Annotated in this window: 23 protein-coding genes and 1 pseudogene; 14 read left to right on the top strand and 10 right to left on the bottom strand. The window is 59.3% G+C overall.

The window, feature by feature from the left end; all coding sequences use genetic code 11:
* Positions 1 to 4: 4 nt before the first annotated feature.
* Positions 5 to 664, bottom strand: coding sequence for a class I SAM-dependent methyltransferase (locus tag V4529_04860; GenBank protein MES2357655.1), 660 nt, complete (start codon positions 662 to 664; stop codon positions 5 to 7).
* A 503-nt stretch (positions 665 to 1,167) separates the two neighbouring features.
* Between V4529_04860 and V4529_04865 the strand changes: the two are divergent.
* Positions 1,168 to 2,429: pseudogene (locus V4529_04865) on the top strand (IS3 family transposase).
* Between the two features lie 142 nt (positions 2,430 to 2,571).
* Here the strand turns inward: V4529_04865 and V4529_04870 are convergent.
* From V4529_04870 to V4529_04890, 5 genes are all read right to left on the bottom strand, one after another.
* Positions 2,572 to 3,657, bottom strand: a complete 1,086-nt coding sequence (locus tag V4529_04870; GenBank protein ID MES2357656.1) for a nucleotidyl transferase AbiEii/AbiGii toxin family protein — start codon at positions 3,655 to 3,657, stop codon at positions 2,572 to 2,574.
* Positions 3,658 to 4,216: 559 nt separating this feature from the next.
* On the bottom strand, positions 4,217 to 6,172 hold the full coding sequence (locus V4529_04875; protein MES2357657.1) for a hypothetical protein: 1,956 nt from the start codon (positions 6,170 to 6,172) through the stop codon (positions 4,217 to 4,219).
* 118 nt (positions 6,173 to 6,290) lie between these two features.
* Entirely contained in the window at positions 6,291 to 7,601 is a 1,311-nt protein-coding gene (locus tag V4529_04880; GenBank protein ID MES2357658.1) for a pitrilysin family protein, read from the bottom strand.
* Positions 7,601 to 9,013, bottom strand: a complete 1,413-nt coding sequence (locus tag V4529_04885; protein MES2357659.1) for a pitrilysin family protein — start codon at positions 9,011 to 9,013, stop codon at positions 7,601 to 7,603. The genes V4529_04880 and V4529_04885 overlap by 1 nt, the downstream gene beginning before the upstream one ends.
* A gap of 5 nt (positions 9,014 to 9,018) precedes the next feature.
* Entirely contained in the window at positions 9,019 to 10,536 is a 1,518-nt protein-coding gene (locus tag V4529_04890) for a M20/M25/M40 family metallo-hydrolase (GenBank protein MES2357660.1), read from the bottom strand.
* A gap of 113 nt (positions 10,537 to 10,649) precedes the next feature.
* On the opposite strand from V4529_04890, the gene murB reads away from it, so the two are divergent.
* The 11 genes from murB (at position 10,650) to V4529_04945 (ending at position 19,979) form a co-directional block, all read left to right on the top strand.
* On the top strand, positions 10,650 to 11,630 hold the full coding sequence (gene murB / locus V4529_04895) for a UDP-N-acetylmuramate dehydrogenase (GenBank protein ID MES2357661.1): 981 nt from the start codon (positions 10,650 to 10,652) through the stop codon (positions 11,628 to 11,630).
* Positions 11,630 to 11,866 (top strand): DUF2007 domain-containing protein, encoded by a 237-nt coding sequence (locus tag V4529_04900; GenBank protein MES2357662.1) that lies wholly within the window; start codon positions 11,630 to 11,632, stop codon positions 11,864 to 11,866. The genes murB and V4529_04900 overlap by 1 nt, the downstream gene beginning before the upstream one ends.
* Positions 11,863 to 12,012: a hypothetical protein gene (locus V4529_04905; protein ID MES2357663.1), complete on the top strand. Its 150-nt coding sequence runs from the start codon at positions 11,863 to 11,865 to the stop codon at positions 12,010 to 12,012. The genes V4529_04900 and V4529_04905 overlap by 4 nt, the downstream gene beginning before the upstream one ends.
* Positions 12,013 to 12,048: 36 nt before the next feature.
* Positions 12,049 to 12,522, top strand: a complete 474-nt coding sequence (msrA, locus tag V4529_04910) for a peptide-methionine (S)-S-oxide reductase MsrA (GenBank protein MES2357664.1) — start codon at positions 12,049 to 12,051, stop codon at positions 12,520 to 12,522.
* A 51-nt stretch (positions 12,523 to 12,573) separates the two neighbouring features.
* Positions 12,574 to 13,395, top strand: coding sequence for a D-hexose-6-phosphate mutarotase (locus V4529_04915; GenBank protein ID MES2357665.1), 822 nt, complete (start codon positions 12,574 to 12,576; stop codon positions 13,393 to 13,395).
* Positions 13,396 to 13,427: 32 nt separating this feature from the next.
* Positions 13,428 to 14,147, top strand: coding sequence for a response regulator transcription factor (locus V4529_04920; GenBank protein ID MES2357666.1), 720 nt, complete (start codon positions 13,428 to 13,430; stop codon positions 14,145 to 14,147).
* Between the two features lie 16 nt (positions 14,148 to 14,163).
* Positions 14,164 to 15,276, top strand: coding sequence for an ATP-binding protein (locus V4529_04925; GenBank protein MES2357667.1), 1,113 nt, complete (start codon positions 14,164 to 14,166; stop codon positions 15,274 to 15,276).
* Between the two features lie 82 nt (positions 15,277 to 15,358).
* Positions 15,359 to 15,730, top strand: coding sequence for a rhodanese-like domain-containing protein (locus V4529_04930; GenBank protein MES2357668.1), 372 nt, complete (start codon positions 15,359 to 15,361; stop codon positions 15,728 to 15,730).
* A 107-nt stretch (positions 15,731 to 15,837) separates the two neighbouring features.
* Positions 15,838 to 16,884 carry a hypothetical protein gene (locus V4529_04935; GenBank protein ID MES2357669.1) on the top strand — a complete coding sequence of 349 codons (1,047 nt, stop codon included), beginning with the start codon at positions 15,838 to 15,840 and terminating at the stop codon, positions 16,882 to 16,884.
* A gap of 126 nt (positions 16,885 to 17,010) precedes the next feature.
* Positions 17,011 to 18,603 (top strand): TldD/PmbA family protein, encoded by a 1,593-nt coding sequence (locus V4529_04940; protein ID MES2357670.1) that lies wholly within the window; start codon positions 17,011 to 17,013, stop codon positions 18,601 to 18,603.
* Positions 18,603 to 19,979, top strand: coding sequence for a TldD/PmbA family protein (locus V4529_04945; GenBank protein ID MES2357671.1), 1,377 nt, complete (start codon positions 18,603 to 18,605; stop codon positions 19,977 to 19,979). Before V4529_04940 ends, V4529_04945 begins: the two co-directional genes overlap by 1 nt.
* 91 nt (positions 19,980 to 20,070) lie before the next feature.
* On the opposite strand, the gene V4529_04950 is transcribed toward V4529_04945, so the two are convergent.
* Positions 20,071 to 20,484 (bottom strand): hypothetical protein, encoded by a 414-nt coding sequence (locus V4529_04950; protein MES2357672.1) that lies wholly within the window; start codon positions 20,482 to 20,484, stop codon positions 20,071 to 20,073.
* A 126-nt stretch (positions 20,485 to 20,610) separates the two neighbouring features.
* Here V4529_04950 and V4529_04955 point away from each other — a divergent pair, with 126 nt between their 5' ends.
* Positions 20,611 to 21,690, top strand: a complete 1,080-nt coding sequence (locus V4529_04955) for a hypothetical protein (GenBank protein ID MES2357673.1) — start codon at positions 20,611 to 20,613, stop codon at positions 21,688 to 21,690.
* Positions 21,691 to 21,873: 183 nt separating this feature from the next.
* Here the strand turns inward: V4529_04955 and V4529_04960 are convergent, their stop codons facing one another.
* The 3 genes from V4529_04960 to V4529_04970 form a co-directional block, all read right to left on the bottom strand.
* Entirely contained in the window at positions 21,874 to 22,068 is a 195-nt protein-coding gene (locus V4529_04960) for a hypothetical protein (GenBank protein MES2357674.1), read from the bottom strand.
* An 87-nt stretch (positions 22,069 to 22,155) separates the two neighbouring features.
* On the bottom strand, positions 22,156 to 24,093 hold the full coding sequence (locus tag V4529_04965; GenBank protein MES2357675.1) for an ABC-F family ATP-binding cassette domain-containing protein: 1,938 nt from the start codon (positions 24,091 to 24,093) through the stop codon (positions 22,156 to 22,158).
* A 92-nt stretch (positions 24,094 to 24,185) separates the two neighbouring features.
* Entirely contained in the window at positions 24,186 to 24,539 is a 354-nt protein-coding gene (locus tag V4529_04970) for an ArsC/Spx/MgsR family protein (GenBank protein ID MES2357676.1), read from the bottom strand.
* An 18-nt stretch (positions 24,540 to 24,557) separates the two neighbouring features.
* On the opposite strand from V4529_04970, the gene V4529_04975 reads away from it, so the two are divergent.
* The gene (locus tag V4529_04975) at positions 24,558 to 25,589 is read left to right on the top strand and encodes a hydrolase (protein ID MES2357677.1); all 1,032 of its coding nucleotides are present in this window, start codon (positions 24,558 to 24,560) and stop codon (positions 25,587 to 25,589) included.
* The last annotated feature ends 105 nt before the right edge of the window (positions 25,590 to 25,694 follow it).

Consider the following 25,694-nt stretch of genomic DNA (forward strand, 5'->3'; position numbering starts at 1 on the left):
GTCACTACCAGCCCCGGTATACCACCAATGACTTTGTGAGTCCACCAAGTCGCTCGCGATACAACAATGCACCGGGAAATAGTGATTTCATCTCACTGCTATTGAGAAGTCGAATCTGCGACACCTCGCGGAGCGCATCCCGGTAGTCCGGTTGCCGATGCATCCATCCCAGATCGTGTCGGCGCAACAGTTCCACCTGCAGGCGCCGCGGGTAGAACTGAAACAGAGGTAGGAGGAAGTGCGGCTCCAGGGGGAAGTAGCGGTTGGGCGTCTGAACGAAATATCGCGGAGCCACCCGCTGGACCTCTTCAGCCATCCTCTCCTGATCGCCGAGTGATCCGACGTGCTCGATGACGGAGTTCGAAAAAACCGCGTCGAATGCATTGTCGGCAAACATGTGCATGTCTCGGGCGTCGCAGGCCAGTTGCTTGATTGCCTGGTTTGCAGAAACGTAGGACTCCAGGTTGACAATCGTGACGCTAATCGCACCAGTCGTCACAAGCGTCTCGCCTTCCCAGAATTGTGGAGTTCCGCCGACGTCAAGCACCGACGACCCTCGTGGGAGTTTCTCTATCAACCCGCGGAACAACGCGAACCTTTTACGGCGCATGCGACTGGCGAGCGACGCAGGGTCGTTGAAATTCGCCAAACGTTTGAGTCCCATGTTGGATCGGCCTCGTTACTGAACCAGAGATATACTACTGCATTCCGCAACGCGCACCTGATCGTTACGCGACAGGGAATGCGGCTCGATGAATAATGGGTGACAATCAGCCAGCGAGTGCCAGCTGCTCGGGAGCGCATCCCAATGAAGAAGGGCCGGCGAGGCGAAAATTACCGTTGCGCCGACTTCGCCTAACCAGGGTACGCCGGAGGTGCCGCAACAGCATCGGCCTACCTTTCAGATGAGACGCGTACTTCTGCAAAGCCGTACTGCGTATCAGCCTGTCGCATCGTCCGGCCATGGCCAGCCACGCTGCCACTTACCCATCGACTCACCAACCACAGTGATCTAATTCATGTCGCCCTGAGAACGCTGTTTGGCATCATGTGACAACTGAGCGAATGTAAAAAGGGTTGCGCAACTAGCCATTTGGTGAATTTGGAATTCCCCCGGTTTGATGGACACCAAGTTAGCTCTGAATAAGTTCAGAGTGGAGGTGTTCAATGGCGGACAAAGATGCAGCGAGATCAGGACGGCAATCACGCCGGCGATTTAGCCGGGAGTTCAAGGTAGAAGCGGTTCGCCTGGCATCAGCTGGCGACCGGAGCGTGGCGGAAGTAGCACGCGAGCTGGGGATGAATGCGGAAGTTCTGCGGTCGTGGAAGCGCCGGATGAACAGCGGCGATGGTGCTCCAGTCGCGGATGTATTTCCGGGAAATGGTAAGCTCACTAGCCAGGACGAGGAGTTGCGTCGCTTACGTCGTGAGAATGCGATCCTGCGCGAGGAGCGAGAGATCCTAAAAAAAGCGACGGCCTTCGCTTCGCTCTTCGCCAGGGAATCGCGATGAGATACAACTTCATCAGCGACCACGCGAGCGAGTTCAAGGTACTTTCGATGTGCCGAGTGCTCGAGGTGTCGAGGCCGGGGTATTACGCGTGGATGATGCGCAGGGAAGGTGAGCTGAGCGAACGAGCACGAGTGGATCAGGATCTCACCGTTAGAATCCAAACGGTCCACCGGAAGAGTCGGAGGAGCTACGGCAGTCCGCGCGCGCATCGCGAGCTCAAAGGCCAGGGCATTCATGTCGGCGAGAAGCGCGTCGCGCGTTTGATGCGTGAGAATGAGATCCGTGCCAAGCAGACCCGGAAGTTTCGTGTGACGACGACCGACTCTTCGCATGCGCACCCGGTCGCAGAGAACGTGCTGAATCGGAAATTCGGTGTGACCGGCATCATCGCTCCGAACAGGGTATGGGTGAGTGACATCACCTACATTCCGACCGCCGAGGGGTGGCTGTATCTGGCAGTGATCCTGGATCTGTTTTCCAGGCGCGTGGTGGGATGGAGCATGAAGCACACGATGGAGAGATTGCTGACACTCGATGCGCTCAGGATGGCGCTGTCGCAGCGCACTCCGGAGCTTGGCGTACTGCATCATTCGGATCGCGGAAGTCAGTACGCTTGTGGGGACTATCGAGACATTCTTGATCAGAACGGAATGACGTGCAGCATGAGCCGGAAGGGCGATTGCTGGGACAACGCTGTGGCTGAGAGCTTCTTCGCCACACTGAAGAAGGAACTGGTCAACGACGCAGCGTGGCAAACGAGAGAAGAAGCCAGAGCATCTCTTTTCGAATACATCGAAGTGTGGTACAATCGAGAGCGTCGGCATTCCTCGATTGATTATCTCAGCCCTGCCGACTACGAAGCGAAGTGTGAAATGAACTACGAGATGCAAACGCTACAGCACGAGGTGGCAGCGTAAACCCCGAGTCTGTCAAATCGGGGGAACTCCCGAACAGTAACCGGACGCTAGGAACTGGTCATCGTCTCTGGCACTCCCGGGAGGCTTAATGCACGGCGTGGTTTGCGGACCGCAACGTCGGTTCACGGGGTTCGCGAGTCATTCACTCATCGGCATGTCGTGTGTGTTCATCCGTAGCCTCTGTAGTGTCGACAATTCGCTGCACGTATGAGCGGACATCGGCTGCCGCGTCTTCAGCGTCTTCGATTGATAGTTCGAGTGAGCGAGCGAGTTCAGTGAAGGGCGCTTCCCAGTGCGGTGGCACAACTATCTCGGGTGGCCACGGCTGCCGCTGGCGGAGCCGGAACGTTTCCTCGCAGATCAGACGGAGCACCGACGAGGGCGGAGCGAGGTCGCGGAGTACCCAGAGATCGAGGAGGTCACGTACCCGCTCGTTGGGCTGGCCACTTGCGAGGATCTCCGTCATTGCGTGGAGCTTCTGCGCAACCTGCTTGGTTAGTGGGAGGCATGGGAGTGACGCTGGGCCCATGAGGCCGAAATCCGCTAGACTGATCGCGGGCACTTCCTCTGGTGGAAGCGGTGTCCCTTCCCAGGAAGACACCTCCATCTGAATAGACGCCCACGTTTTCCCCTGGTACTCGACCTTGATGTCGAGCCGGGTCATGTGCGTCATCTGATGCGGCCGGGTTACACGGAAAGTGAAGCCCTCGTACGGAGTAGCGAACGCTTCGTCCAGTGCATCGAGGAGCTTGTCACGCTCGCCGCGGAAGACCGTGTCGTAGTCCTTGGTTGCTCGCGCTTTGAGTCGGAGGCGCAGCTCCAGCGATACACCACCTTTCACAAGAAATGCGGGCCCGTGATCCTCGGCTTGAAAGCGGCTCAGTGCGCCGCCCAGCACCATGAACGCCACCCAGCGCTGCACGCGATTTGGGGCGAGACTGTGATATTCAGCATACCGGTTGACCGCGTCTTGGAGCGCGCGGTGATTGGGCGGCGGGACGCGCTTGGGCGGCCGGTAGGGTTCTCGCGAGGGCGATTTCCCGTTCGTGGGATCAGCCATCGCGGCCATCGTTGGAGCTGCTGGTGTCGGCAGGTGCCAGCCTTTCAGAGCTATCCCCTGCAAATAACTCTTGGCTGAGCGTTGCCGCATCGCGCCGCGATAGTCGCCCACTTTCGAGGCCATCCTCGATTGCCTGGTGGAGGAGAGCGAGGCTGGTATGATCGGCATGGCAGTCTCGGATCGCCCGCGCGGGCGTGGTCACGGGGATGCTTTCGACTGAGGTCACGTCACTCGGAGCGAGGTCGGCGTGATGAATGACATACTGGCCGGGCGTAGCGCGTCGGATACGGAATGTCGTAGGTAGGATGAGATGAATCTTGCCCGGATCGGCGTCCGAGATTCCGAGGAGTTCCAGAGCCGTTTGGTGCGACAGGACGCCGCGGGCGCCATGCGGCCAGAGTGACGCAGCCATGTAAGGACCGAGCGGAGAGGCTGGAACGAGGGGGTTGCGATAGAGCCCCTGCGCCACCCGCTCGATGGTGCCTCGCCGGCACATCATAAGTACGGCGTGCGGGTTGACGCCGGCCTCCCGCGCCTGCTCAGTAGTGAAATATCCGAACTGATCGAGGGCTATCTCATGGACTGTGGCGAATGCATCGCGCATCATAGGACGGACAAGACCTCACTAGACGTTACATTTCGTCCTGAACCACCGGGTTATGGATACAATGTAACGTAAGGTTACATTATGTCCACTATAGGTCGATTACAGCATGGGGTGAGAAGTCTAGCAAGCAAAATCGTCCCAGCTGTTGGGCCCACCTCCGGCTTCCCGCGGTTCGCCTAAATATGGTGTCCTTGGAACCGGCAGCAGGCCATTGTGACGATTGAAGAGACGGAGCTTGTTGTCTCCGTCATAGAAGTGCGCCTCTGCGGTCTGGGAGATCGAATCGGTGAAGAAGAGTGAATGGAAGGATGAGTTGGACGAGTTATCCGTCGGCCCCATCATTCTGTTTACACTTCCGTCCAGATCTGCATTCATGCTTCCATCGAATGCGAACTGTGACGTGGACCCTGTAAAGAACGGCGTCACTCCTGGCATACTCATCGGATAGTTCATCGTGGTCTCTCCGCCGGTTCCGAAGGCGTTCTGCTCCTTCGTGAACACTGTCGAGAGATTGCCCACGCCGTCGTAGCCCAGCTCCTTACGGTAGAAGTAGGGATAGGTCGCGTACGTGCTGTCGTTCTTGGGCGACGTCACGGTCATGAGTTCCCCGTTGGCGCTCACATCCATCACGCGTGCCGTATTGGGGTCGGCAGCGTTGTACGACATCGGCAGACGCCAGCTGTTGAGCCTGTTCCCCAGCGCGTCCACCGTGAACGCCTCGGTCGCCACGCTCCCGCTGGCGTTGGTCTCCATGCCGATCACCGAGCCCAGGCCGTGATACATCATCGTCACATCTTCGGTGGGATTGGTCGACACTCCGCTTCCCGAGAAGTGACCAGTCTTGACCCGGCCCATGTTGTCATAGGTCATGCTGTCACTCAACAAACCGATGTTGCTCACCACCACGACGGAGGTCACGTTGCCGTCGTCGTCGTAGTGCTTGGTATCCGTCACCGGACCCGTCACGCTACCAGGTGAGGTGAGCTTGTATGCCCGGCCCGCGTTATCGTAGTCGATCGTGTACGAGAGGCCATGGATGTCGGTGATCCCGGTGAGCTCGCCCGTACTGGTGCTGTACGTATAGGACTCGGTGCACGGTCCGGTGTAGCACAGCGACGGAACATTGTAACCCGTCGGATGCAGCAGCGTGCTCCGCTCTCCGTCGTCGTTGTACGCGTAGCTCAGACCGTAGATGTGCGAGTACTCGCTGTCAGGTGCCATCGAGCTTGCAAGCATGTGTGCCAGAGACTTGGCACTAAACAACGGCTCGGGATTACCACCTCCATCGCCTGCGCTGTGGTCTCCGTCTTCATCACCTGCATTCCGACCGTGTACGGACAAGCCTGCGACGGAGGTGTTAGTCGGCAGCCACGATGCCCATGTCCGTTGTTGTGGCGCTGCACCCAACGCCAGTTCATGATCCTTCGGCAGCACATACTTCGACATCGTGATGTTGCACGGACGCCAGCCATGCGCCTCGTCACCGCAGATGCCGAGAGAGTCTATCGGTGGTGGCGCCGGCTCCATGCCACCGCACTCGTCCGCAGTCCCGCGATAGGTCTGCCTCGTCTTGAGCGTGTCCCACTGGATCTGACCGTTGGGATAGTAGCCGCGCCGTACGCGAGCGTCGCCGTTGTCCGCCTGGATCAGGTTTCCTGCCACGTCATAGCTGTAGGTTGCCGTGTCGCTGGAGAAGCACGCCGCCGCACCATAGGCGTTGCCGAGCGTCACACGATCCGGAAGGCTGAAGAAACAGTAACCCGTGAAGTTGGCCGTCATGAGCGGACTCGTCATGCAGCTCGTCGAGCTGTAGGTAACGAGCGGCACGAACTTGTTCACGATCCTGTTCAGCGCATCGTACTTCATCGTCACGACGTGCTCGCCATCATTCTTCGAGATCACGTTACCGGCGGGATCATACGTGTAGTGTGTCGTCTTGACCGCTTCGAACGCTATCTTCACCCTGCCGACGGCGTCGTACTGGTAGTACGAATCCGTGTATCCGAGCGATGGGCCACGGGTACGCGTCACGTCCTTGACTCTGCCTTCCGCGTCATACTCAGTGGCTATTCGCACTGTGTCCGCCGGCAGTTCCGTCCCCACTCCAGATATCCAGGTCGGACGATGTCCGCCGTCACCGGTTGTCGCATTTTGCCGTGCAACAAAATGCGACAACCATTCGTTCCCTGCACCCCTAGAAACTCTCCAACAACCTCCTGTCCACTTTCGTCGTATCTCCCAGATACGCCCAGTGAAAATTCTTCATGTACTTCCGCGCCGCTGCCTGCACGGCCTCCGGCGTCACCGACTTGAGGTCCTCCACGAACGACATCGCGCGACGATAATCCCCCTGATACAACTGAGACCGAGCCAGAAAGTCCGCCTGCGATGCGTTGGTCTCGTTGTCCAGGAAGTACTGTGTGATGAATTGCAGCTCCAGTCGCTGCAACCCTTCGCGCGTCACGATCTCGTTCTGCAATTGCGTTATGAAGAACTTCATCAGCTTGAGCGTCGTATCGGGTGCCACCGTGGTCACGTAAAGCCCGGATGCGCTCGCCGTACGCTCCAGGAATGGCGCGTGCACGTCATACGTCAGATTCTGTCGACCGCGGATCTCGGCGAACATCTGACCCGTAAGCACCGTTGCCGCGACTCGCAGCGCTGTATAGTCAGGCGACGAAGCAAGTGGCCCGGCAACGTATCCGAGTAGATAGTTCGTCGGTAGATCCCGCTGCACCAATACCGCCGATGATGGCGTGACCGGCACGACTGGCGGCAATGTCCATTTGTACGATCCCGCCGGGAGCCGCCCGAATGTCGAGTGGATCAGTGCCTCGACGTGAGCACGTGTGACGTCGCCGACGACGACGATCAACATCCGTGATTTGACTATCTGCGACTTCTGATATTGTCTCAGGTCCGCGGCCGTGATACTGGCCAGCGAGGTTGCATTGCCGGTCTCGGCTATCGCGTACGGATGCCCGGAGAACGCGACACTGTCGGCGAGGTCCGAAACGTACGCATCCGGATCATCCCGCTCCTGCCTTTGCGCGCTCAACAGCTGCGCCCTCACCAGCTCGACTTCCGCGGGCTGAATGGCTGGATACATCAGTCGGTCCGCAAATATCGCCCACGTCGAGTCCACTCCACTCGTAATCGTTCGCGCACCGAACATCGTCCAATCCACACTCGGCGCTATCACGAAGTCGCTGCCCAGCGCCGATGTCCTGCTACGCAGGACGGCCTTGGGGTAGTGCTGCGTACCGCGCTCCGACACGGCCAGTAGAAATGGCTCGATCCCGCTTGTAGTCGGTGTCACCTGACGCACGCCGCCCAGCAGATAGACATTGGCGACCACTACGTTGTTCGACGTATTCCGACGCAGGATCACCGGAATACCGTCGACCGAAAAACTCGACGTGAGGGTGTCTGCCTCCGTTTGCGCGCCGACACTTCCAATTCCTGCACACACCAGCGCCGCAAACAGCATGACTCCGCGCAGCATCACTTGGTCCCTCCCGCTTTGAGCTCGTCAGCGGTCAGGTGAATCCGCTGCCGCCCCTCGGGTGAGATGAGCACACCGGTGATACGCGGCTTTCCGATGATGTACTTGTCGGCATATGCACGCAGATCCGCAGTCGTCTGATGCGCCATGTTGTCCACGTAGCCCATGTAATACTCGAGACTCGCGACGCTCCACCAGAATCCAAGCGTGTGCGCGAACGCTGATGCCTGCTCTCTTCCGAACGCGGATGTTACTGAGCGATGTGCCTGGACGGCTTTCAGTTCATCGGGATCGAAGTACGTAGGGGCATCCAGCTTCTTGATCTCCGAATCCAGAGCCGCGAGTGCCGGGCGCAATTTCTCCGGCGACGTCTGGCCACTTATCGTGATCGGTCCCGTGTGATTTAGCGTGTAATAGTTGACAGTCACCCCCTGCCACAGTCCGCTGTCCACCAAACGTTGCTGAAAGCGCGACCGCGGGTCGTTCAGAAGATCCGAGAACACGTCCGCCGCGTACGTCGATTTGGGATCCTTGCCGACACTCGGTCCCTGCCACTGCAACAGCACGGTCACGGCGTTGACCTGAGCCTCTGCTACGACTGCATCGCTCGCTGTGAGTGGTGGAATGTCGGGAATGGGATCGGCCACGAACGGATCCGGACCGCGTGCCCATCCGCCGAGCTGGCGCGCTGCTATGGCGAAGATACTATCCGGCTTCACATCGCCGGCGACTATCAGCACCGAGTTGTTCGGGATGTAGTACTTGTGCTGGATGAACCGCATTTTCTCAGGCGTGGTCGTCGCCACAACCTGACGATCGCCTATCACATTCTTCCGTGAGTAGTTGCCCGGATACAGCTTCATGTCCATCTGTCGCTGCAACTGGAAGAATGGACTGGACTCGTTGCGATCGTACTCGCCGATTACAACCTGTCGCTCGACGGCCAGCTCGCTCTCCAGGAACAACGGCTCGCGCAATGCCGGCGTCAGCCACTGAATTGCGCCGCGAACCGAATCCGCCGGCACGGTGAGATAGTAGCTCACCGTTTCTTCCTGCGTCGTTCCGTTGAACACGGCGCCCAGCTGCGCGGCGCGATCGAGATACATCTCGCTCTCCGGATACTGCTGGTTCGCCCGGAAGAACATGTGCTCGTACATGTGAGCAAGACCAGCATATTCAGGCGTCTGGGTGAACGAGCCGTTCCGCACGTTGACCTCGACGGTAGCGAGTGGAACGCCGTGGTTCTCCACTACTATCACCTCGAGTCCGTTCGGCAACACACGTCGCTGAATGATCTTCTCGAGAGCGGCACGCTGAGCTGGCAGAACTGCTGGCACAAGCGCCGGAAGCAAACATGCTCCGGCAACGAGTGCCAGTAACGCCAACGCCCTCTGATGCGGTCGAACTTTCATCTTCCTCACTTGCGTGGAAACATCTCGTCCCTGTTCGCGAGCTCGTACGCAGTTGCGGCGACCACCACCGCGGCCTGCTTCAGATCCTCGAGCTCCAGATGGTCATACACGTCGTTCGAGGTATGGTGCGTCCGGAGGCCATATTCGATCGGATCCTGGATGAAGTTGAACCCGGGAATACCAGCGTCGTCGAACGAAACGTGGTCCGTGCTCCCGGTATTCCCGTGCCGTACCGCTACCACACCGAGGTCATGGAACGGCCACAGAATCTGCTCGAATATCGGGATCGCCTTTGCGTTACCCTGGTCCCACACCCCACGAATCCTGCCGGTACCGTTGTCCAGGTTGAGATACGCCGAGATCTTCGGTGCCAGCTCCGGATGCTTTTTGATCCATCCCCGCGATCCATAAATCCCTTCTTCTTCGCCGCTCCACAGAGCGATCCTGATCGTACGCCTGGGGTGCAGATCGAGCGTCTTGAGGATGCGCATCGCTTCCATCATCACGATGGTGCCAGCCGCGTTGTCAGTCGCGCCATTTCCATAATGCCAGGAGTCGAGATGAGCACCAATCATCACATACTCGTCCGGCTTGTCTGTCCCACGAATATCGCCGAGTGTGTTGTATGCGTTCAGATCATCCGTGAGAAATCTGTTCTGTACGTTGAGCTGCACAGTGACGGGTACTCCGCTTGTCACGTTGCGGTACATCTCGTTGTATTGCTCCTGCTGCACTATGACGTTCGGTACGGGAATCGGCATGGCTGGATTAGTCGCGGACCAGTCTCCGCCGCCGCGTATCGTTCCGTACGCACTTCCCGAACCAGTAATCACACCAGCCACGCCGGCGGCACGCAGCAGTGAATCTCCGTGAGCCTGCTGTTTCTGAATCTTCACCAGCAGAGTGTCCCATCCGATCGCTGGGCGAGCGCGCTGATTGACCGGCGCCAGTAGCGAGTCGACCGGTGTGCGGCGCTCTTCGGGATCACGAAACTCGGGCGGCAGCGGACGTGCTGGCGCGAGCAACACGAGTGCACCGCGGAGCCTGGTGCCGTACTTGGCAATGCTGTCGACGCCGCCTTCGACCACCATCACAGGTGCCGTTATCGTCCCTTTTGTGCTTCCGGTCCACGCACTCGCTTGGCCTGGCATCGGCTGGCTGTATGGAGTGAGGATGCGGCCCTCGTACGACACGTTCTCCCAACCACGCCCGAAACGGCCCCACGGCTCGACTTCGACCCCCGTCAGCCCCCACGACTTCAGCGTCGTCGCGGTCCACTCGTTCGCCGCCTTCATCCCCGGTGAGCCGGTGAGCCGCGGTCCTATCACATCCGTTAGATGATGCGCGAGCGCCGGAATCTGGGAGCGCTCGAGTCCCTCCTGCCGTATGCGCGCGACTACACCGAGATCCACCTTCTCCTGCGCGATCTGTCCGCTCGCCTGACTCACCGGAATGGTCAGAACCAATGTGGCGGCAACCATCGCCACCGCTGGAATCGCGAACAGCGCGCGGGCGCGCAACATGACACGAGCTCTTGAATGCCCTGACATCAATGAATTCCTTTGAATCGAGTGACTGACTGAGACGTGAACTTCACGCCGTATATTTGATTGGCTATGCGATCGCACCATAACCTATGACTGGGCTCGACAACATGACGAGCGATGGCGCCGCGCCGACAGAAAACTACGCGTACGAGGACCTGGCGGCTCTGCTCGATCCGTCGCGGCTCCTTCGCGACGAGCCCATCGGTCCATACACGACGTTTCGCATCGGCGGCCCGGCGGATCTTTTCTATTCCGCCGATTCAGCCGATGATCTGGCCAACGCAATCACCGCTGCTCGGCGCACAGGTGTTGCCTTCTTCGTGCTCGGTTTGGGCGCGAACATTCTCGTTGGAGACCGGGGGTTTCGCGGGCTGGTTATCCGAAACCGCGCCCGCAGCTTCGAGTTTCACGACGACGGACACCTCCACGCGGAAAGCGGCGTTGTCATGGCCGATCTCATTCCGCAGGCAGTCGAGCGGGGATGGTCCGGCCTCGAACACTACGTTGGAATTCCCAGTACCGTTGGTGGCGCAGTATGGCAGAATCTGCACTTTCTCAGTCCAGCTCCTGAGCGCAACCGAACGATGTTCATCGCCGAAGTGGTGGACTCGTGCGACATTCTGAGCGCGGAAGGCGATCGGCGTACCGTCGGTACCGAATACTTGCAGTTCGGGTACGACGACTCGGTGTTCCACCATCGTGCGGATTACGCCCTTGCCGTCACGTTCCAGCTCGATAAAGGTGACCCGGCCGTAATGCACCGAATCATTCAGGAAAATCTCAGCTGGCGCGGTGCCAGACATCCCTGGCTGCAGTTCCATCCGTCGGCAGGCTCCATCTTCCGAAAGATCGAAGGTGTCGGAGCGGGACGTCTGATTGACCAGCTCGGCATGAAGGGGCATCGCATCGGTGGCGCTCAGATCTCGCACATCCACGCGAATATCATGGTGAACCTGGGCGGTGCAACCGCGCGCGACGTGCGCGAGCTGATCGCGCTTGCGCAACGACGCGTGAAGGATGAGCTGGGCCACGAGCTCACACCCGAGATCGCATTCGTGGGTGAATTCTGATGGCGGCAGAAAGGGATGGGACAAACGACATCGTCGTCATTCGTACGTTCCCGGACGCTATTTCTGCGCACATCGCTCAGGCCGCACTCGATGCGAACGACATTCGCTCCATCATCGTCGGCGACGACGCAGGGGGCGCGTATCCAGCACTGACATTCTCGAATGGAGTACGACTTGCCGTGCAACATTCGGATGCAGTGAAGGCGCTTCGGCTACTCGACCAGGAGGAATCATGATCCGCAAACTCAAGTCAGGCGAGTACCGCCTGTACTCGAAAAAGACCGATCCAAAGACCGGGAAGCGACGTAATCTTGGTACCTTCAATACACGCGCAGCCGCTGAGAAACACGAGCGCGACGTACAGTATTTCAAGCGACACTAACAATTTGAACGATCGTTCGATCGACGAGGTTTAAGGATGACCGCCAAGGCAACATTTGGTGCCGGATGCTTCTGGGGAACGCAGGCCACCTTCGAGAAGATTCCCGGCGTCACTGCCACGGCCGCAGGTTATGAAGGCGGGACGAAGCCCAATCCCACATACGAAGAAGTGTGCAGCCACGCCACCGGACACGCGGAAGTGGTCCAGGTCGAGTTCGATCCAGCGTTGGTGAGCTACAATACGCTGCTCGACGTCTTCTGGAACAACCACAACCCGACCAGCCTCAATCGCCAGGGCCCGGATGTGGGAACGCAGTACCGGTCGGCGATCTTCTATCACGACGAAGAGCAGAAGGAGCTGGCCGAGCAGTCAAAGGAAGTCCTTTCCGAGACCGGCCGGTTCAAGCAACCAATCGTCACGCAGATCGTGCCCGCGTCCACTTTCTGGATAGCGGAAGACTACCATCAGAGCTATCTGGATAAGCACGGCTTGGCGACGTGCCACGTCTGAGAGAGAACTCCCCTCATATGTCCCGAGAGCGCTCCTGAGTAACCTTCTCTGATGCATGAGTCCGGGAACGGAGAGGATGCCGTTACACTCGTCCATCCATCAGGAGCTTCCGCTCGCATAACCCATCACGGCGCCCATGTCGTGAGCTGGGTCGATGCGAGCGGCAAGGAACGGTTGTATCTCAGTCCCAAGGCGCAGTTCGGACCCGGTCAGGCAATTCGCGGTGGCATTCCCGTAATCTTCCCGCAGTTCGCGACCGGTCCGCTCCCGAAACATGGATTTCTCCGAACCCGTCGCTGGTCGCTGATCACCCACGTCGGCTCCAGCGCCACCTTTCGGATAACCGACGACGACCAGACCAGAGCACTCTGGCCCTATCCGTTCATAGCCGAATTGACGGTAGAGCTGGCGGAAATGCTCACGGTCTCGCTCCGAATCACCAATTCCGGCGATTCGCCATTCTCATTCACAGCGGCTCTCCATAACTATTTCGCGGTTGGCAACGTCCAACAGTCTGCGGTGCAGGGACTCTCGGGCCTTGTCTACGTGGACAAGGTCCTGTCGGGCGCCCGTTACCTCGAGGAAGCGAGCGAGCTTCGCGTGAACGGTGAAACTGATCGCATCTATATCGCCGGCCCTCGACAGGTGACGATCGCTGCAGCCATCGGCTCCAGTTCCACGGTCGTAGGGGCGGATGGGTTCGGTGACTGGGTAGTCTGGAATCCATGGCGGGAAGGATCCGCGCCGTTGGCTGACATGGGCTCTGAGGACTACCTTGAGATGTTGTGTGTGGAAGCGGCACGGATCTCCGATCCGGTGGTATTAGATGCCAGGGCCGCATGGTGCGGGACTGAGGTCATCGGCGCTACCTGAACTAGCCAACTGGCTGGGATTCATACATGGTCATGCATCCAACAAGAACGGACGCTACGGTGCTTGTCATCGACGACGAACCGGAAATTCGTCACGTCGTGCACTCCGCCCTCCGCTCAACCGTCGCGCGGGTACTCGACGCGGCAGACGGACGTAGTGCACTCGCTACGGTCAAGGCACAAACGCCGGATCTGATAGTTCTGGATCTCGGTCTTCCAGATCAATCCGGATTGGATCTCTGTCGAGCGATTCGAGCTCACTCGCTTGCGCCCATCGTCGTGCTCACGGCACGACACATCGAGTCCGACAAGGTCGCACTCCTTAACGCCGGCGCCGATGACTATGTAACCAAGCCGTTCAGCACTTCCGAATTTGCCGCCCGCGTCGCCGCGCAGATCCGACGCGCGCGAACCGCGCGCCCGGGGACCTCCGGCGCGGTCGAAGCGGACGGCATGTCGGTCAATTTCACCTCGCGTCACGCACACCGGGACGGCAAGCCGGTGCGACTCACTCCGATCGAATGGGCGATCCTGCGCGCACTTACCGCAGACCCGGGGCGCGTGTACACACATCAGCAGCTGTTCGATGCAGTCTGGGCCAGAGAGTTTGGCGACGCGCGACAGTACCTCCGGGTACACATAACCAACCTCCGCCGCAAGGTGGAGCGCGACCCCACTCATCCACGCGTCATCATCACCGAGCCTGGTGTCGGTTATAGATTCGGGACCCCGCTGGTCCAGGAATCGGCATAACGGTCAAGTGGAGCGCATGGCGCAGCTTCGCTCGAGCGCGACGATATCGGTCGTGCTGTGGTACGGTTTACTGATACTTGTAACGGTCGTCATGCACCTGACTCGCGAAACTCAGCAGAGCCAGCCGCACGTCGTCCTCATCTACCTCCTCGTCGTACTGGGCGGCAGCCTGAGCGGTGGCCGTCCGCTCGGGTTCACGCTCGCGGCCGCAGCGACCATTCTCATATCGTATTACTTCCAGCCGCCCTTCGACACTTTCTCGCTCACCAAACCGATCGACGCCGTGGTTCTTTCGGCATTCTTCGCCACGGCAGGAACCACGACGTATCTGCTCGTACGTGCACAGGAAGAAGCCGCGCAGGCACGCGCGCGCGCCGAAGAGGTCGAGCGGTTGTCGAACGAAGCAAGCCACGCAGAAGCATTGCGTGAAACCGCGCGCTTCAAGGATGTGCTCCTCGCCTCTGTATCGCACGACCTTCGCACTCCGCTCACCAGCATCAAGGCACTCGCACAGGATGCGGCGGATTCCGGCGATCCGAACGCTGTCATCATCGTTGCACAGACCGAACGGTTGAGCAAGATGGTGGCTCATCTGCTGGACATGTCACGTCTGAATGCGGGCGAATTCCCGGTCAGCATCGAGCTAAATACCGCCGAGGATCTCGTGGGCGCTGCAGTGCTTGAAATGACCGGATCGAATGGCGCCGATCGCATACGTGTCGAGATCGACTACGCAGCACCTGTGCTCATCGGTATGTTCGATTTCGTGGAATCGCTCAGAGTGCTTGTGAATCTCCTCGACAACGCGCTGGTCTATTCTCCTCCGACTTCGCCGGTCATTCTGTCCGCCACTCGCGTTGGTGATTGGCTGCAGCTGAGTGTGTCAGATCGCGGTCCCGGCGTTCCAAGGGTGGACTCCGAACGAATCTTCGAGCCCTTCTATCGTCACACGTCCACCGCGAATGCGGTACACGGTACCGGCCTTGGCCTCGCCATCTCCAAATCGCTGACAGAGGCGCAGGGTGGCCAGTTGATCTACTCCGAACGAAGCGGTGGCGGCAGCGTTTTCACGCTCCGGCTCCGCGCGGTGGGCGCTGCAGACCCTGCAGAACTGCCCGTGGAACAATAGCTGCACATTGCCCGGCAGCGCCCGATCCAGTTCCGATGTATTCTTCGTAACTGGCTTCCTCCCATCAACCACATCCAATAGCATGGCTCACTCACCGGCATTTCTCGCGTTGATTGACTCTGTACATTCATCCGTCCCCGACGTCACCGTGGAGCATACGCGAGCGCGGCTGCGCGCCAACCCCGATCTCAAATTCGTGGATGTTCGCGAAGACAGCGAGTGGGCCGCAGGTCACGCGTCCGGCGCAATCCACATTGGAAAGGGCGTCATCGAACGCGACATCGAAGAGAAGATACCAGACAAGAACGCAGAGTTGATTCTCTATTGCGGTGGCGGCTTTCGATCCGTCCTCGCCGGCGACGCACTCAAGAAGATGGGTTACACCAACGTGTCGTCGATGGCCGGTGGATGGCGGGAATGGAAGGTGGTAGGAGCACCGACTGAACAGCCCTGAGCAACTGCAGGAAAAATCGTTCAGATGCCGGGGTGATCAGATCGATCACCTTGCTATATTGATGGGCCGCTCGACCCATCTCCTCCGCGTTTCGCTCCATTGATTCCGTGATTCTAATAGCCTTGCTCGCTGCCGTATCGCTCGGCAGCACTTCGATCAGCACCGCACGCGCCTCCTCCATCGACGCCTCGTTTCTCGCGACGGCATCGTTTCAGGCTACTGCGCAAAAACCCGCGAAAACCTCCGACTCGACTCGCAGCCACAAGGCTCGCGCGAAGAAGAGCTCCAAGGCGTCCAGGAGTCACTCGGCGGCCGACACGATTCCAAGTAGGAAGGTCCCACCTCAACCAGCGTTCACGGTCACGCCGTTACCGAATTCGCTGCTCCCAAAGAATCGAATCGTCGTGTACTACGGTAACCCGCTCTCCAAAAAGATGGGCGTGCTGGGCGAGTACCCTGAGTCAGTCATGCTGGCGAAGCTGCAACAGGAGGTTCATAACTTCCAGGTCGCGGATCCTGCCACACCGGTGAAGCCTGGGCTGCATCTCATTGTCTCTGTTGCACAGGGATCGCCGGGCAAGAATGGCACGTACCGCTTGCGCATGACCGATTCATTGATCGACCACTGGTGCAAACTCGCGGAGAGCAAGGGATATATCATCTTTCTAGACGTGCAGGTCGGACACAGCACGGTCCAGTCCGAGCTCCAACCACTCATCCCTTATCTCAAACGACCGTACGTGCACCTCGCGCTCGATCCGGAATTTTCGATGCACCACGGATCAGAAGGAGTCGTTCCGGGACGTAAGGTGGGAGTGATGGACGCGGCAGAGATCAATTACGCCATCAAGACCCTGGCTGATATCGTCAAACAGAACAATCTTCCGCCCAAGGTGCTGGTGATTCACCGCTATACGCAGAAGATGGTCACCAACTACCGGGAGATCCGGCCTGTACCCGAAGTTCAGGTCGTGATGAACATGGACGGCTTTGGTCCGCCATGGCTCAAGCGTGATTCATACGACGCTTACGAACGCATGCAGCCGGTTCAGTACACCGGCTTCAAGCTCTTCTATAAGAACGACAAGCCGATGCTGACGCGCGAAGAGGTAGTGAAGCTCAAGCCATCGCCACTCTTCATCACGTTCCAGTAGAGCTCGATCCAGCTCTGGAACGATTGTCCACACTGAATAGGGCGCCCAACGAGGCGCCCTATTTCTTCGTACAATCTTAACACCTGCTTCACCTTACAGACCTCAAAACCTGCTCAACGAGACTCCATGACCAGCAGACGAGACTTCCTGAAAACCGCCGCGATTGGTGCCGTCGCCGCAGCCGGCACTTCGCGGATCGCCAGAGCCGAGTCACTACTGAATCCGTGGAGCAGTGACACAGGCGACCCGATGGCCAATGAGGTCGCGCTCTCCGCAATTCAGGCTGCGAAGGACGCCGGCGCATCCTATTCGGATGCGCGCGTCGGACGCTACCGCCGTCAGTTCATTGCTGCACGCGAGCACCAGATTACCGGAGTCAACGATTCGGAATCTTTCGGGATTGGCGTGCGCGCTCTCGTCAACGGTGCGTGGGGATTCGCGGCGACGCGTGACGTATCGCGCGAGGGAGCGGTCCGCGTCGCGCAACAGGCCGTTAAAGTTGCACGCGCAGCCAGGGCTGTTACACACACGCCCGTCGTGCTCGCACCGACACCCGCCGTCAAAGGTTCCTGGCGCACACCGGTTCAACAGGATCCGATCGACGTTCCGATCGAGGACAAGGTCGCGCTCCTGCTGGCCGCCAATGAGGCGGCCCTCAAGGTTCCCGGGGTTCGCTTCGCCAATTCGGGCCTCGCTCTTCTACGCGAAGAAAAGACGCTCGCCACAACCGATGGAACGCTCATCACGCAGACGTTCGTGCGTGTTGGACCTTCGTTCACGGTCACAGCCATCGGCGATGGTGATTTTCAATCCTACACAGAAGAGATGGCGCCACGCGGCTCGGGCTGGGAATACGTCACGTCGCTCGACATGGTCGGCAACGCGCCAAAGTGGGCAGCGATCGCGGCGGAGAAGCTCACCGCTAAATCAGTGGACGTCGGCCGTTACGATCTCATTCTCGATCCCACGAACCTCTGGCTCACAATACACGAATCGGTTGGTCATCCAACCGAGCTCGACCGTGCGCGCGGTTACGAAGCCAACTATGCGGGAACCAGTTTCGTTGCGCCGCCGGAAAAGATGATCGGCAAGCTCAAGTATGGTTCGCGGTTGATGAACATCCAGGCCGATCGCATACAGCAGGATTCTCTCAGCCGGTGCGCATGGGACGACGAAGGCGTTGCCGCCGAGTCGTGGCTCCTGATCAAGGATGGAATGTTCCATGACTATCAGACAGTACGCGATCAGGCTCCGGCAATTGCATCACTCAATGGAGTGAATCATTCGCATGGCTGCTCCTTCGCCGACTCATGGGATACCGTTCAGTTTCAGCGCATGCCGAACGTATCACTCCTTCCAGGCAATGCAGACACCACGATCGATGACATAATTGCCGACACGGATCGGGGAGTCGTCATCAAGAACCGCGGATCCTGGTCGATCGACCAGCAACGCTACAACTTCCAGTTCTCCGGACAGGTCTTCTACGAAGTCAGGAAGGGCAAGATCACCGGAATGCTGAAGGATGTAGCGTACCAGGCACGCACCCCGGATTTCTGGGGCTCGATGGACATGATCGGTGGCAAACGATCCTACTGGCTCGGCGGCACATTCTCCGACGGAAAGGGCGAGCCCGGACAGTCGAGCTCGGTCAGTCATGGATGTGTGCCAGCAAGATTCCGACAGGTGAACATCATCAACACGGCGAGGAGCGTCTGATGGCCGATACCCTCATGACCCGCGACGCGATGCAGACGCTCGCGAAACGCATTCTCGCAATGAGCAGCGCGGACGAGACCCGCGTCAACATAAGCAGCGACGCCGCTGGCAACACGCGCTTCGCAGCCGGCGACATAACCACGAGCGGCGATACCGAAGACACCGTCATCTCGATCACGAGTACCGTTGGTGGCCGCCGTGCGTCGTCCACAACCAACCTGATGGACGATGCATCGCTCAAGCGTGCAGTGGATACCGCTGAACGCCTCGCCAGGCTTTCACCGCAGGACCCCGAGCTCGTTCCGGAACTCGGACCGCAGCAATACCAGAACGTAGACGCGAGCAACGCAGACGTATCCGATCTCAACGCTGCATCGCGCGCTCACGCAGTGGAGCAACTCATTACCGCTGCACGCGCGCCAGGCGGCGCAATGCCAATAGATCCAGCAACTCTCTTCGTTGCTGGATTTCTTGAAGCCAGAAGCGGAGCGCGCGGCGTTGCCACATCGAAAGGCCTGTTCGCATATCACGCCAGCACCGACGTATCGCTGTCGTGCACGGCCAGAACGCCCGACGGCACTGGTTCAGGTTACGCGTCCGCAGGTGGCCGTGCCTGGACGGCAGTCGACCCCGGCGCGCTCGGCAGACGCGCAGCACAGAAAGCGCTGGCATCACGTAATCCCGTCGCGATCGAGCCTGGTCGTTACACCGTCATTCTCGAGCCACGCGCTGTTGCGGACTTCATCCCCGGACTCATGGGCTCGCTCAATGCGCGCTCTGCCGACGAAGGCCGCAGCGCATTCTCGAAGAAGGGCGGAGGCACGAAACTCGGCGAGAAGATCGTGGACGAGCGCATCACGATGCTCTCCGATCCCTTCGACCCCGACCTGCGCGGCCAACCGTTCGACAGCGACGGCCTCCCACTCAAGCGCGTCGTCTGGATCGAGAACGGTGTCCTCAAGAACCTCGCGTATTCACGCTTCTGGGCCACAAAGAAGGGTGTGGAACCGACAGGCGGTGGCGGCGGTGGATTCGGTCGCAACCCTGCTGGACTTAAGCTGGCTGGCGGAACAAAGTCGGTCGACGAGCTCATTGCCGGAACAGACCGCGGCGTTCTCGTCACCCACTTCTTCTACATACGCTCGCTCGACCAACGTACCGTTCTCCTGACAGGGCTCACACGTGACGGCACGTTTCTCATCGAGAACGGCAAGATCACCAAGAGCATCAAGAATTTCCGCTGGAACGACAGCCCGCTTCTATCACTTGCACGCCTTGCCGACATCGGCAAGGCAGAACCGGTCGAGGCAGGACTCGTAATGCCATCGTTGAAGATCAACGATTTCACATTCTCGTCGCTCTCCGACGCCGTGTAATCAGGACGTCGTCATTCCCGCGAACGCGGGAATCCATGTTACATGATGTCATAATCAAACCCCTGCACGGACCGTGTCCGTGCAGGGGTTTTCATTTCTCCGGCGTCTTTTCCGATCGCGGCCGCACTGCAAGATCCGCTGCCAGCCACACGAGCCGGGAAATCGGATACAATGCAATCGGAAGAATGATCATCGCTGCCACGAGTCCGTACTGAAGTAGATCCCATGGTACACGCGGATACGTCAGTACCAGCACCCCCAAAAACCCAACGGCAAAAATGATGAAACACAACGTGATGTTGAGCAGCATCCCGCCGATGTAGTAATCGCTTTCCTCGCCCCGCTCGAGTGCAATTCCACACGTCGGGCAGTGCGTTCGAAGATGAAACCAATCCTTCAACACCGGCCCGCCGCCACAGTTGGGACACCGCAGAATCAATGCTCGTCCAACCATTCGAGCCGCGGTACCGAATCCCGGCCAGGACAACCCTTCCGACTCACCCATTTGTGACAACGCTCACCTAGTATAGATACGTCTAATGCTAATATCCGGCCGCGACGGGATCTGGCCGTCTTCGACCAGGTCCATCGAGCCTACCGCCTCATCGCATCAATGCCCATTTTGGGTAGCATGAATTCACAACTCCGCCGTTGCCTGACGACGCTCACGGCAGCTCTCATATCTGTCGCACTTCCTGCCTCCGCTTCATCCCAGGGAACGTTCGTCGCACGTACGGTCGCCCCCAATTCGGGTGAACAACGGCATCTCGTCAACATCCGGCAGCTCACAAACGGTGGCGAGAACGCAGAAGCCTATTTCAGCGCTGACAGCAAGCGGCTCATTTTCCAGAGTACGCGCGACGGACGGACGTGCGACCAGCAATACATCATGAACACCGATGGCACCGGCGTTCACCGGGTATCGAACGGCAAGGGAAAGACGACCTGCGGCTATTTCATGGATGGCGATCGACGCATCTTCTTCGCGTCCAGCAGCGCGGTGGATACCGCCTGCACCCCGCGCCCCGATCCTTCCAAGGGGTACGTCTGGCGCCTGGATCCATACGACATCTACACCGCCAATCCCGACGGATCGAACCTCAAGCGTCTCACCAGGTACGGCGTCTACACCGCCGAAGGCGTCCTTTCGCCCGATGGCAAGCGGATCGTGTTCACATCGCTGAAGGACGGCGACCTCGACATCTACACGATGAACGCAGACGGAACCAACGTCAAACAGCTCACTCACGCCCAGGGCTACGACGGTGGCCCGTGGTGGTCGCCTGACGGAACGAAGATCGTGTACCGCGCCTTCCATCCAACCAGCCCAAAGGATATTGCCGACTACAAGTCGCTACTCGCCCAGCGTCTGGTGCGTCCCAACAAGATGGATCTGTGGACGATGAACGCTGACGGATCCGACCAACGTCAGATCACCCACTTGGGCGGCGCCAGCTTTGGGCCATCGTGGACCCCCGACGGCAAAAAGATCGTCTTCTCATCCAACTACCACACCGATCCCAAGCTCGGCAACTTCGACGTTTTTCTCATCAACCCGGACGGGACCGGGCTGGAGCAGATTACGACCAACCCCACCTTCGACGGCTTCCCCATGTTCAGTCCGGACGGCAAGAAGTTGGTCTGGGCATCGAACCGGCTGGTGAAGAACCCGCACGAAACCAACGTCTTCATAGCCGACTGGCGCAACTGAAGCGGGGACGGAGTAGGGACGGAGTGGGGACGGAGTGGGGACGGAGTGGGGACGGAGTAGGGACGGAGTGGGGACGGACTCCGGAGGAACTTTCTGCCGGGGGGCGGACTTCGCTCGGACCCGGGACCGAGCCCCAATCCATATTTCCCAGGCCGAGTTTACCGTCATCCCCCGACAACAGCCTTATTCCTTCGTCTCGCTATCCCGGTCGATTTCCGCGAATTTGTCGCGATCCTGTTTCGATACTGGCCCTGTCTTGGCGCTGTGATGGATCTGATCGACCTCTTCCTTGTTCTCCTCGATCAGATGCTCGTCCGTCGGGTGGAACTTGCGATCGGTCGCTGGCACCAATCGCTGGCCCTTGTATGATTGCGTCACTCGTCAATCCTCGCTTTAAGGTTTTTACCAGAAAGCGTTCACGATGCGTGCCGAGGCTACCACTTTCGATCGTTTGTGGGCAGGCCGTCAGCCTGCCGAGCTGTCCACCAGACTCGTCCATTCCTCGAGAGCCCGGTCCAGACTGCGCCGCACACGATCGAGATCCTTGCCCAACTTCACCGCGCGCGCAGCCCCGTCGGTCGTCCCGTATAGCGAGGGATCCTCGAGGGTTCGAGTCAGTTCAGCTACCTGCGCTTCGAGCTCCTCGACCCGGGATTCGGCCTCTTCTGCGCTCCGTTTCATGTCCCGCTTCGACGCGCGTTCCTTCTCCATGTCGGACTCGTGTCGCCGGGTTTTCTGCTTCTCGCGTACCCGGCGAAGACCCTCTTCCTCCTCTGCGCTGACCCGGGCTGCATGCTCGCGCTCCTCGCTCGCTACTTCCCATTCGGCAAAGGTGCCGGCGAAGTCGGTGACATGCGTGTCGTGCAGGACCCAGACGCGCGTGCACAGAGCCCTCAGCAGCGCGCGGTCATGGCTCACGAGGATTACCGTCCCCTCGTAACCCTCGATCGCATCCTCGATCGCCTCGATCGATTCGACGTCGAGGTGATTGGTCGGCTCGTCGAAGATCAGCAGGTTCGCTCGCGACAGCATCATCATCGCGAGAGCGACACGCGCCCGCTCTCCGCCTGACAGCGTCGCCGCGGTTCGGGCAGTCTCCTCACCCGAGAAGCCGAAGCGGCCCAGGTGACCGTAGACCAGTCCACGCTCCCACTGTGGACGCATGTCGCTGATGACGTTGTACAGCGTCTTGTCACTCGGCACCTGCGCCATGTCCTGCCTGTAGTACTCCACTGTGATGGAGCCGCCCATCCTGAGTACCCCTGCCTGCGGCGCCCTGTCTCCGATCAGCGTCTTCAGAAAGGTCGATTTCCCGGCGCCGTTTGGACCAACGATCCCCAGCCGGTCTCCGCGATTGACGACCGATGTCAGGTCGCTGATCAGCGTCCGACCATCGACTCCCACGGTGACGTGGTCCGCGACGACCACCTGATCGCCGCCGCGCTCGAGCGTCTGGAGCCGCAGCGCCATCGTACCGCTCTCGCCCGGCGGCGGGCTCAACCGGCCCACCCGCTCCAGGCGCTTGCGGCGCCCCTTCGCCTGCTTGGAATTCTGGCCAGCGATGTTACGCCGGATGTAATCCTCCTCCTCGGCAATCACACGCGACTGCTTCGAGAAGGCGCGTTGCGCCGCTAACCGGCGCTCCGCACGCTGGCGAACGAATTCCTCGTAACCGCAAGCGTAGGCCGTGGCTGTGCCCGCCTCGAAGTGAAGCATATGATCCGCCACCTCCGCGAGAAACGCGCGGTCGTGGCTTACGAGCAGGATCGTCTTGTCGGTCTCACGCAGGTACGACTCCAGCCATGCGGTCGTATCCAGATCGAGATGGTTGGTGGGCTCGTCCAGAAGAAGGACTTCTGCCGTGCTCACCAGCTGTCTCGCAAGTCCAACTCGGCCGCGCTCTCCGCCGCTCAGGTGAGCGAGCGGCCGCGTGCGCGACTCCACGGGATCGAACCCAAGCCCGTGCAGCACGGCGTCGACGCGCGGCGCGAACGTATATCCACCTTCGCGCTCGAACCGTTCGAGATCGCGCGAATAGCGGTCCAGATCACGCTCCGTGCACGCCTCACCGAGCTCGCCCAGTCGATTCGCCTGATCCGCGAGAGATTTCTCCAGTGCCAGCAGTTCCGCGAAGGGGCCGGCTGCTGCCTCCCATACCGTGGTCGCGCCCTCGAAATCCCGATGCTGATCCAGCACCGAGATCTTCATCGTGGGAGACTTCGCCACCGCCCCTGAAGTGGGACGCAGCTCACCGGTGATCAGCTTGAACAGCGTGGTCTTTCCCGTACCATTGCGCCCGACAATGCCCCACCGCTCGCCCTCGGCGACGGTGAACGTGATGTCCTTGAATAATGTCGTCGCGCCAAATTCTACCGACGCGTTGGAGACGGATATGAGAGTCAACTTTGATTCTTGCTTAACGTGGTTACGAGCCGAAATGTAAACCACGTATTCAAATGGCCGGTCGCATGGCTCGTTTGAGGCAGCGGCTCATGTCACCCGGCAGATGCAACCCATGACTTCCACTCCGTCTCGGCGAGGCCTATGGTGACCTTCTGGCCGAAACGCACCATCGGCTGCATCAGCAGGAGCGGCTCCTCCGCGAGCTTCGCGAGCCAACTGTCGTCGCCCATGCGCGCATGCTGCAATCCGAGATCGAGATAACGCGGCGATTTTTTGTCGATGAGAGATCCGACTCCGAACTTCTGAGCGAATCGCCTCAACTCTCCCAGCGAGGCTGCGCGCTCGTTCAGGTCCACGAAGTGAATCTTCACTCGTCGTTCGGTAAAGAACCGCTGCGCCTTTCGCGTGTCGGCACTCTTCTTCGTGCCGAAGATTTGCACTTCCATCCTCGCTAATTTAACGAGATGAGTGACGTTTCCATTCGTTATAGATCCGCCTGGTGGGTGCCTGGTACGCACGCGCAGACGCTGTGGGGTAAGCTCGTCCGCCGCCAACAGTTGGTACCGACGCGCTTGGAGCGATGGGAAACGCCGGATGACGACTTCCTCGAAATCCATCGACTCGATGCACCAGCAACGCCGGGTAATGATCGCGCCCACATACCGCACGTGCTGCTTCTGCACGGACTCGAAGGCTCCATCCACTCCCATTACGCACAGGCGTTGCTCGCCGAGATGCAGCGCCGCGGATGGAGCGCCGATCTGCTGATATGGCGTTCGTGCGGAAGCGAGCCCAATCGTGCGCGCCGTTTCTACCACTCCGGCGAGACAGGCGACCTTGCATTCGTGCTTCGCCGAATTGCGCTCAATCGCCCAAACGCGCCACTCGCCGTCGCTGGCGTGTCGCTCGGCGGAAATATTCTGCTCAAGTACCTCGGCCAAGAACGAGAGAAAGCGAACGCGCCGTTGGTTGCCGCAGCTACCGTATCAGTCCCGTTCGATCTCGGACGCGGCTCCGATTGCATCAACCGCGGCTTCTCACGTCTGTATCAGAAGTATTTTCTCGACTCGCTCAAGCAGAAGGCGATCGAAAAACAATCACGATACCCGGACCTGCCAACGGCCGATCGCATAAATGCCATCACCACCCTGCGTGGCTTCGACGACGCCGTTACCGCACCCGTCCACGGCTTCGATGACGCGATAGATTATTACACGCGCTCGAGCTCCATTCAGTATCTGCACGCAGTCACAGTGGACACGCTCCTTCTCAATGCCGTGGATGATCCGTTCCTGCCACCCGATGTTCTTGTGGAAGTCTCTCGTATAGCGGAGCAGAATCCCCACTTGATACTGGACTTTCCGAGGGGAGGCGGTCATGCTGGATTCGTCGGAGGCTGGAATCCATTCCGTCCCGTGTACTATCTCGAGCGACGGGTCGGTGACTTCTTCGCCGAAAAGTTCGCGTTGGCTGCACGAAGTCAGGTCAACCCTTAACCGAACATCACTCATGCGCATCATTACTGCACTGGTAAGCTCGGTACTCATTGCGGTACCATCCCTGATGTTGGCGCAAGGTGGGATGACACACGACATGTCCTC

The sequence above is a fragment of the Gemmatimonadota bacterium genome (genome assembly GCA_040388625.1).
GTDB lineage: Bacteria > Gemmatimonadota > Gemmatimonadetes > Gemmatimonadales > Gemmatimonadaceae > Fen-1247.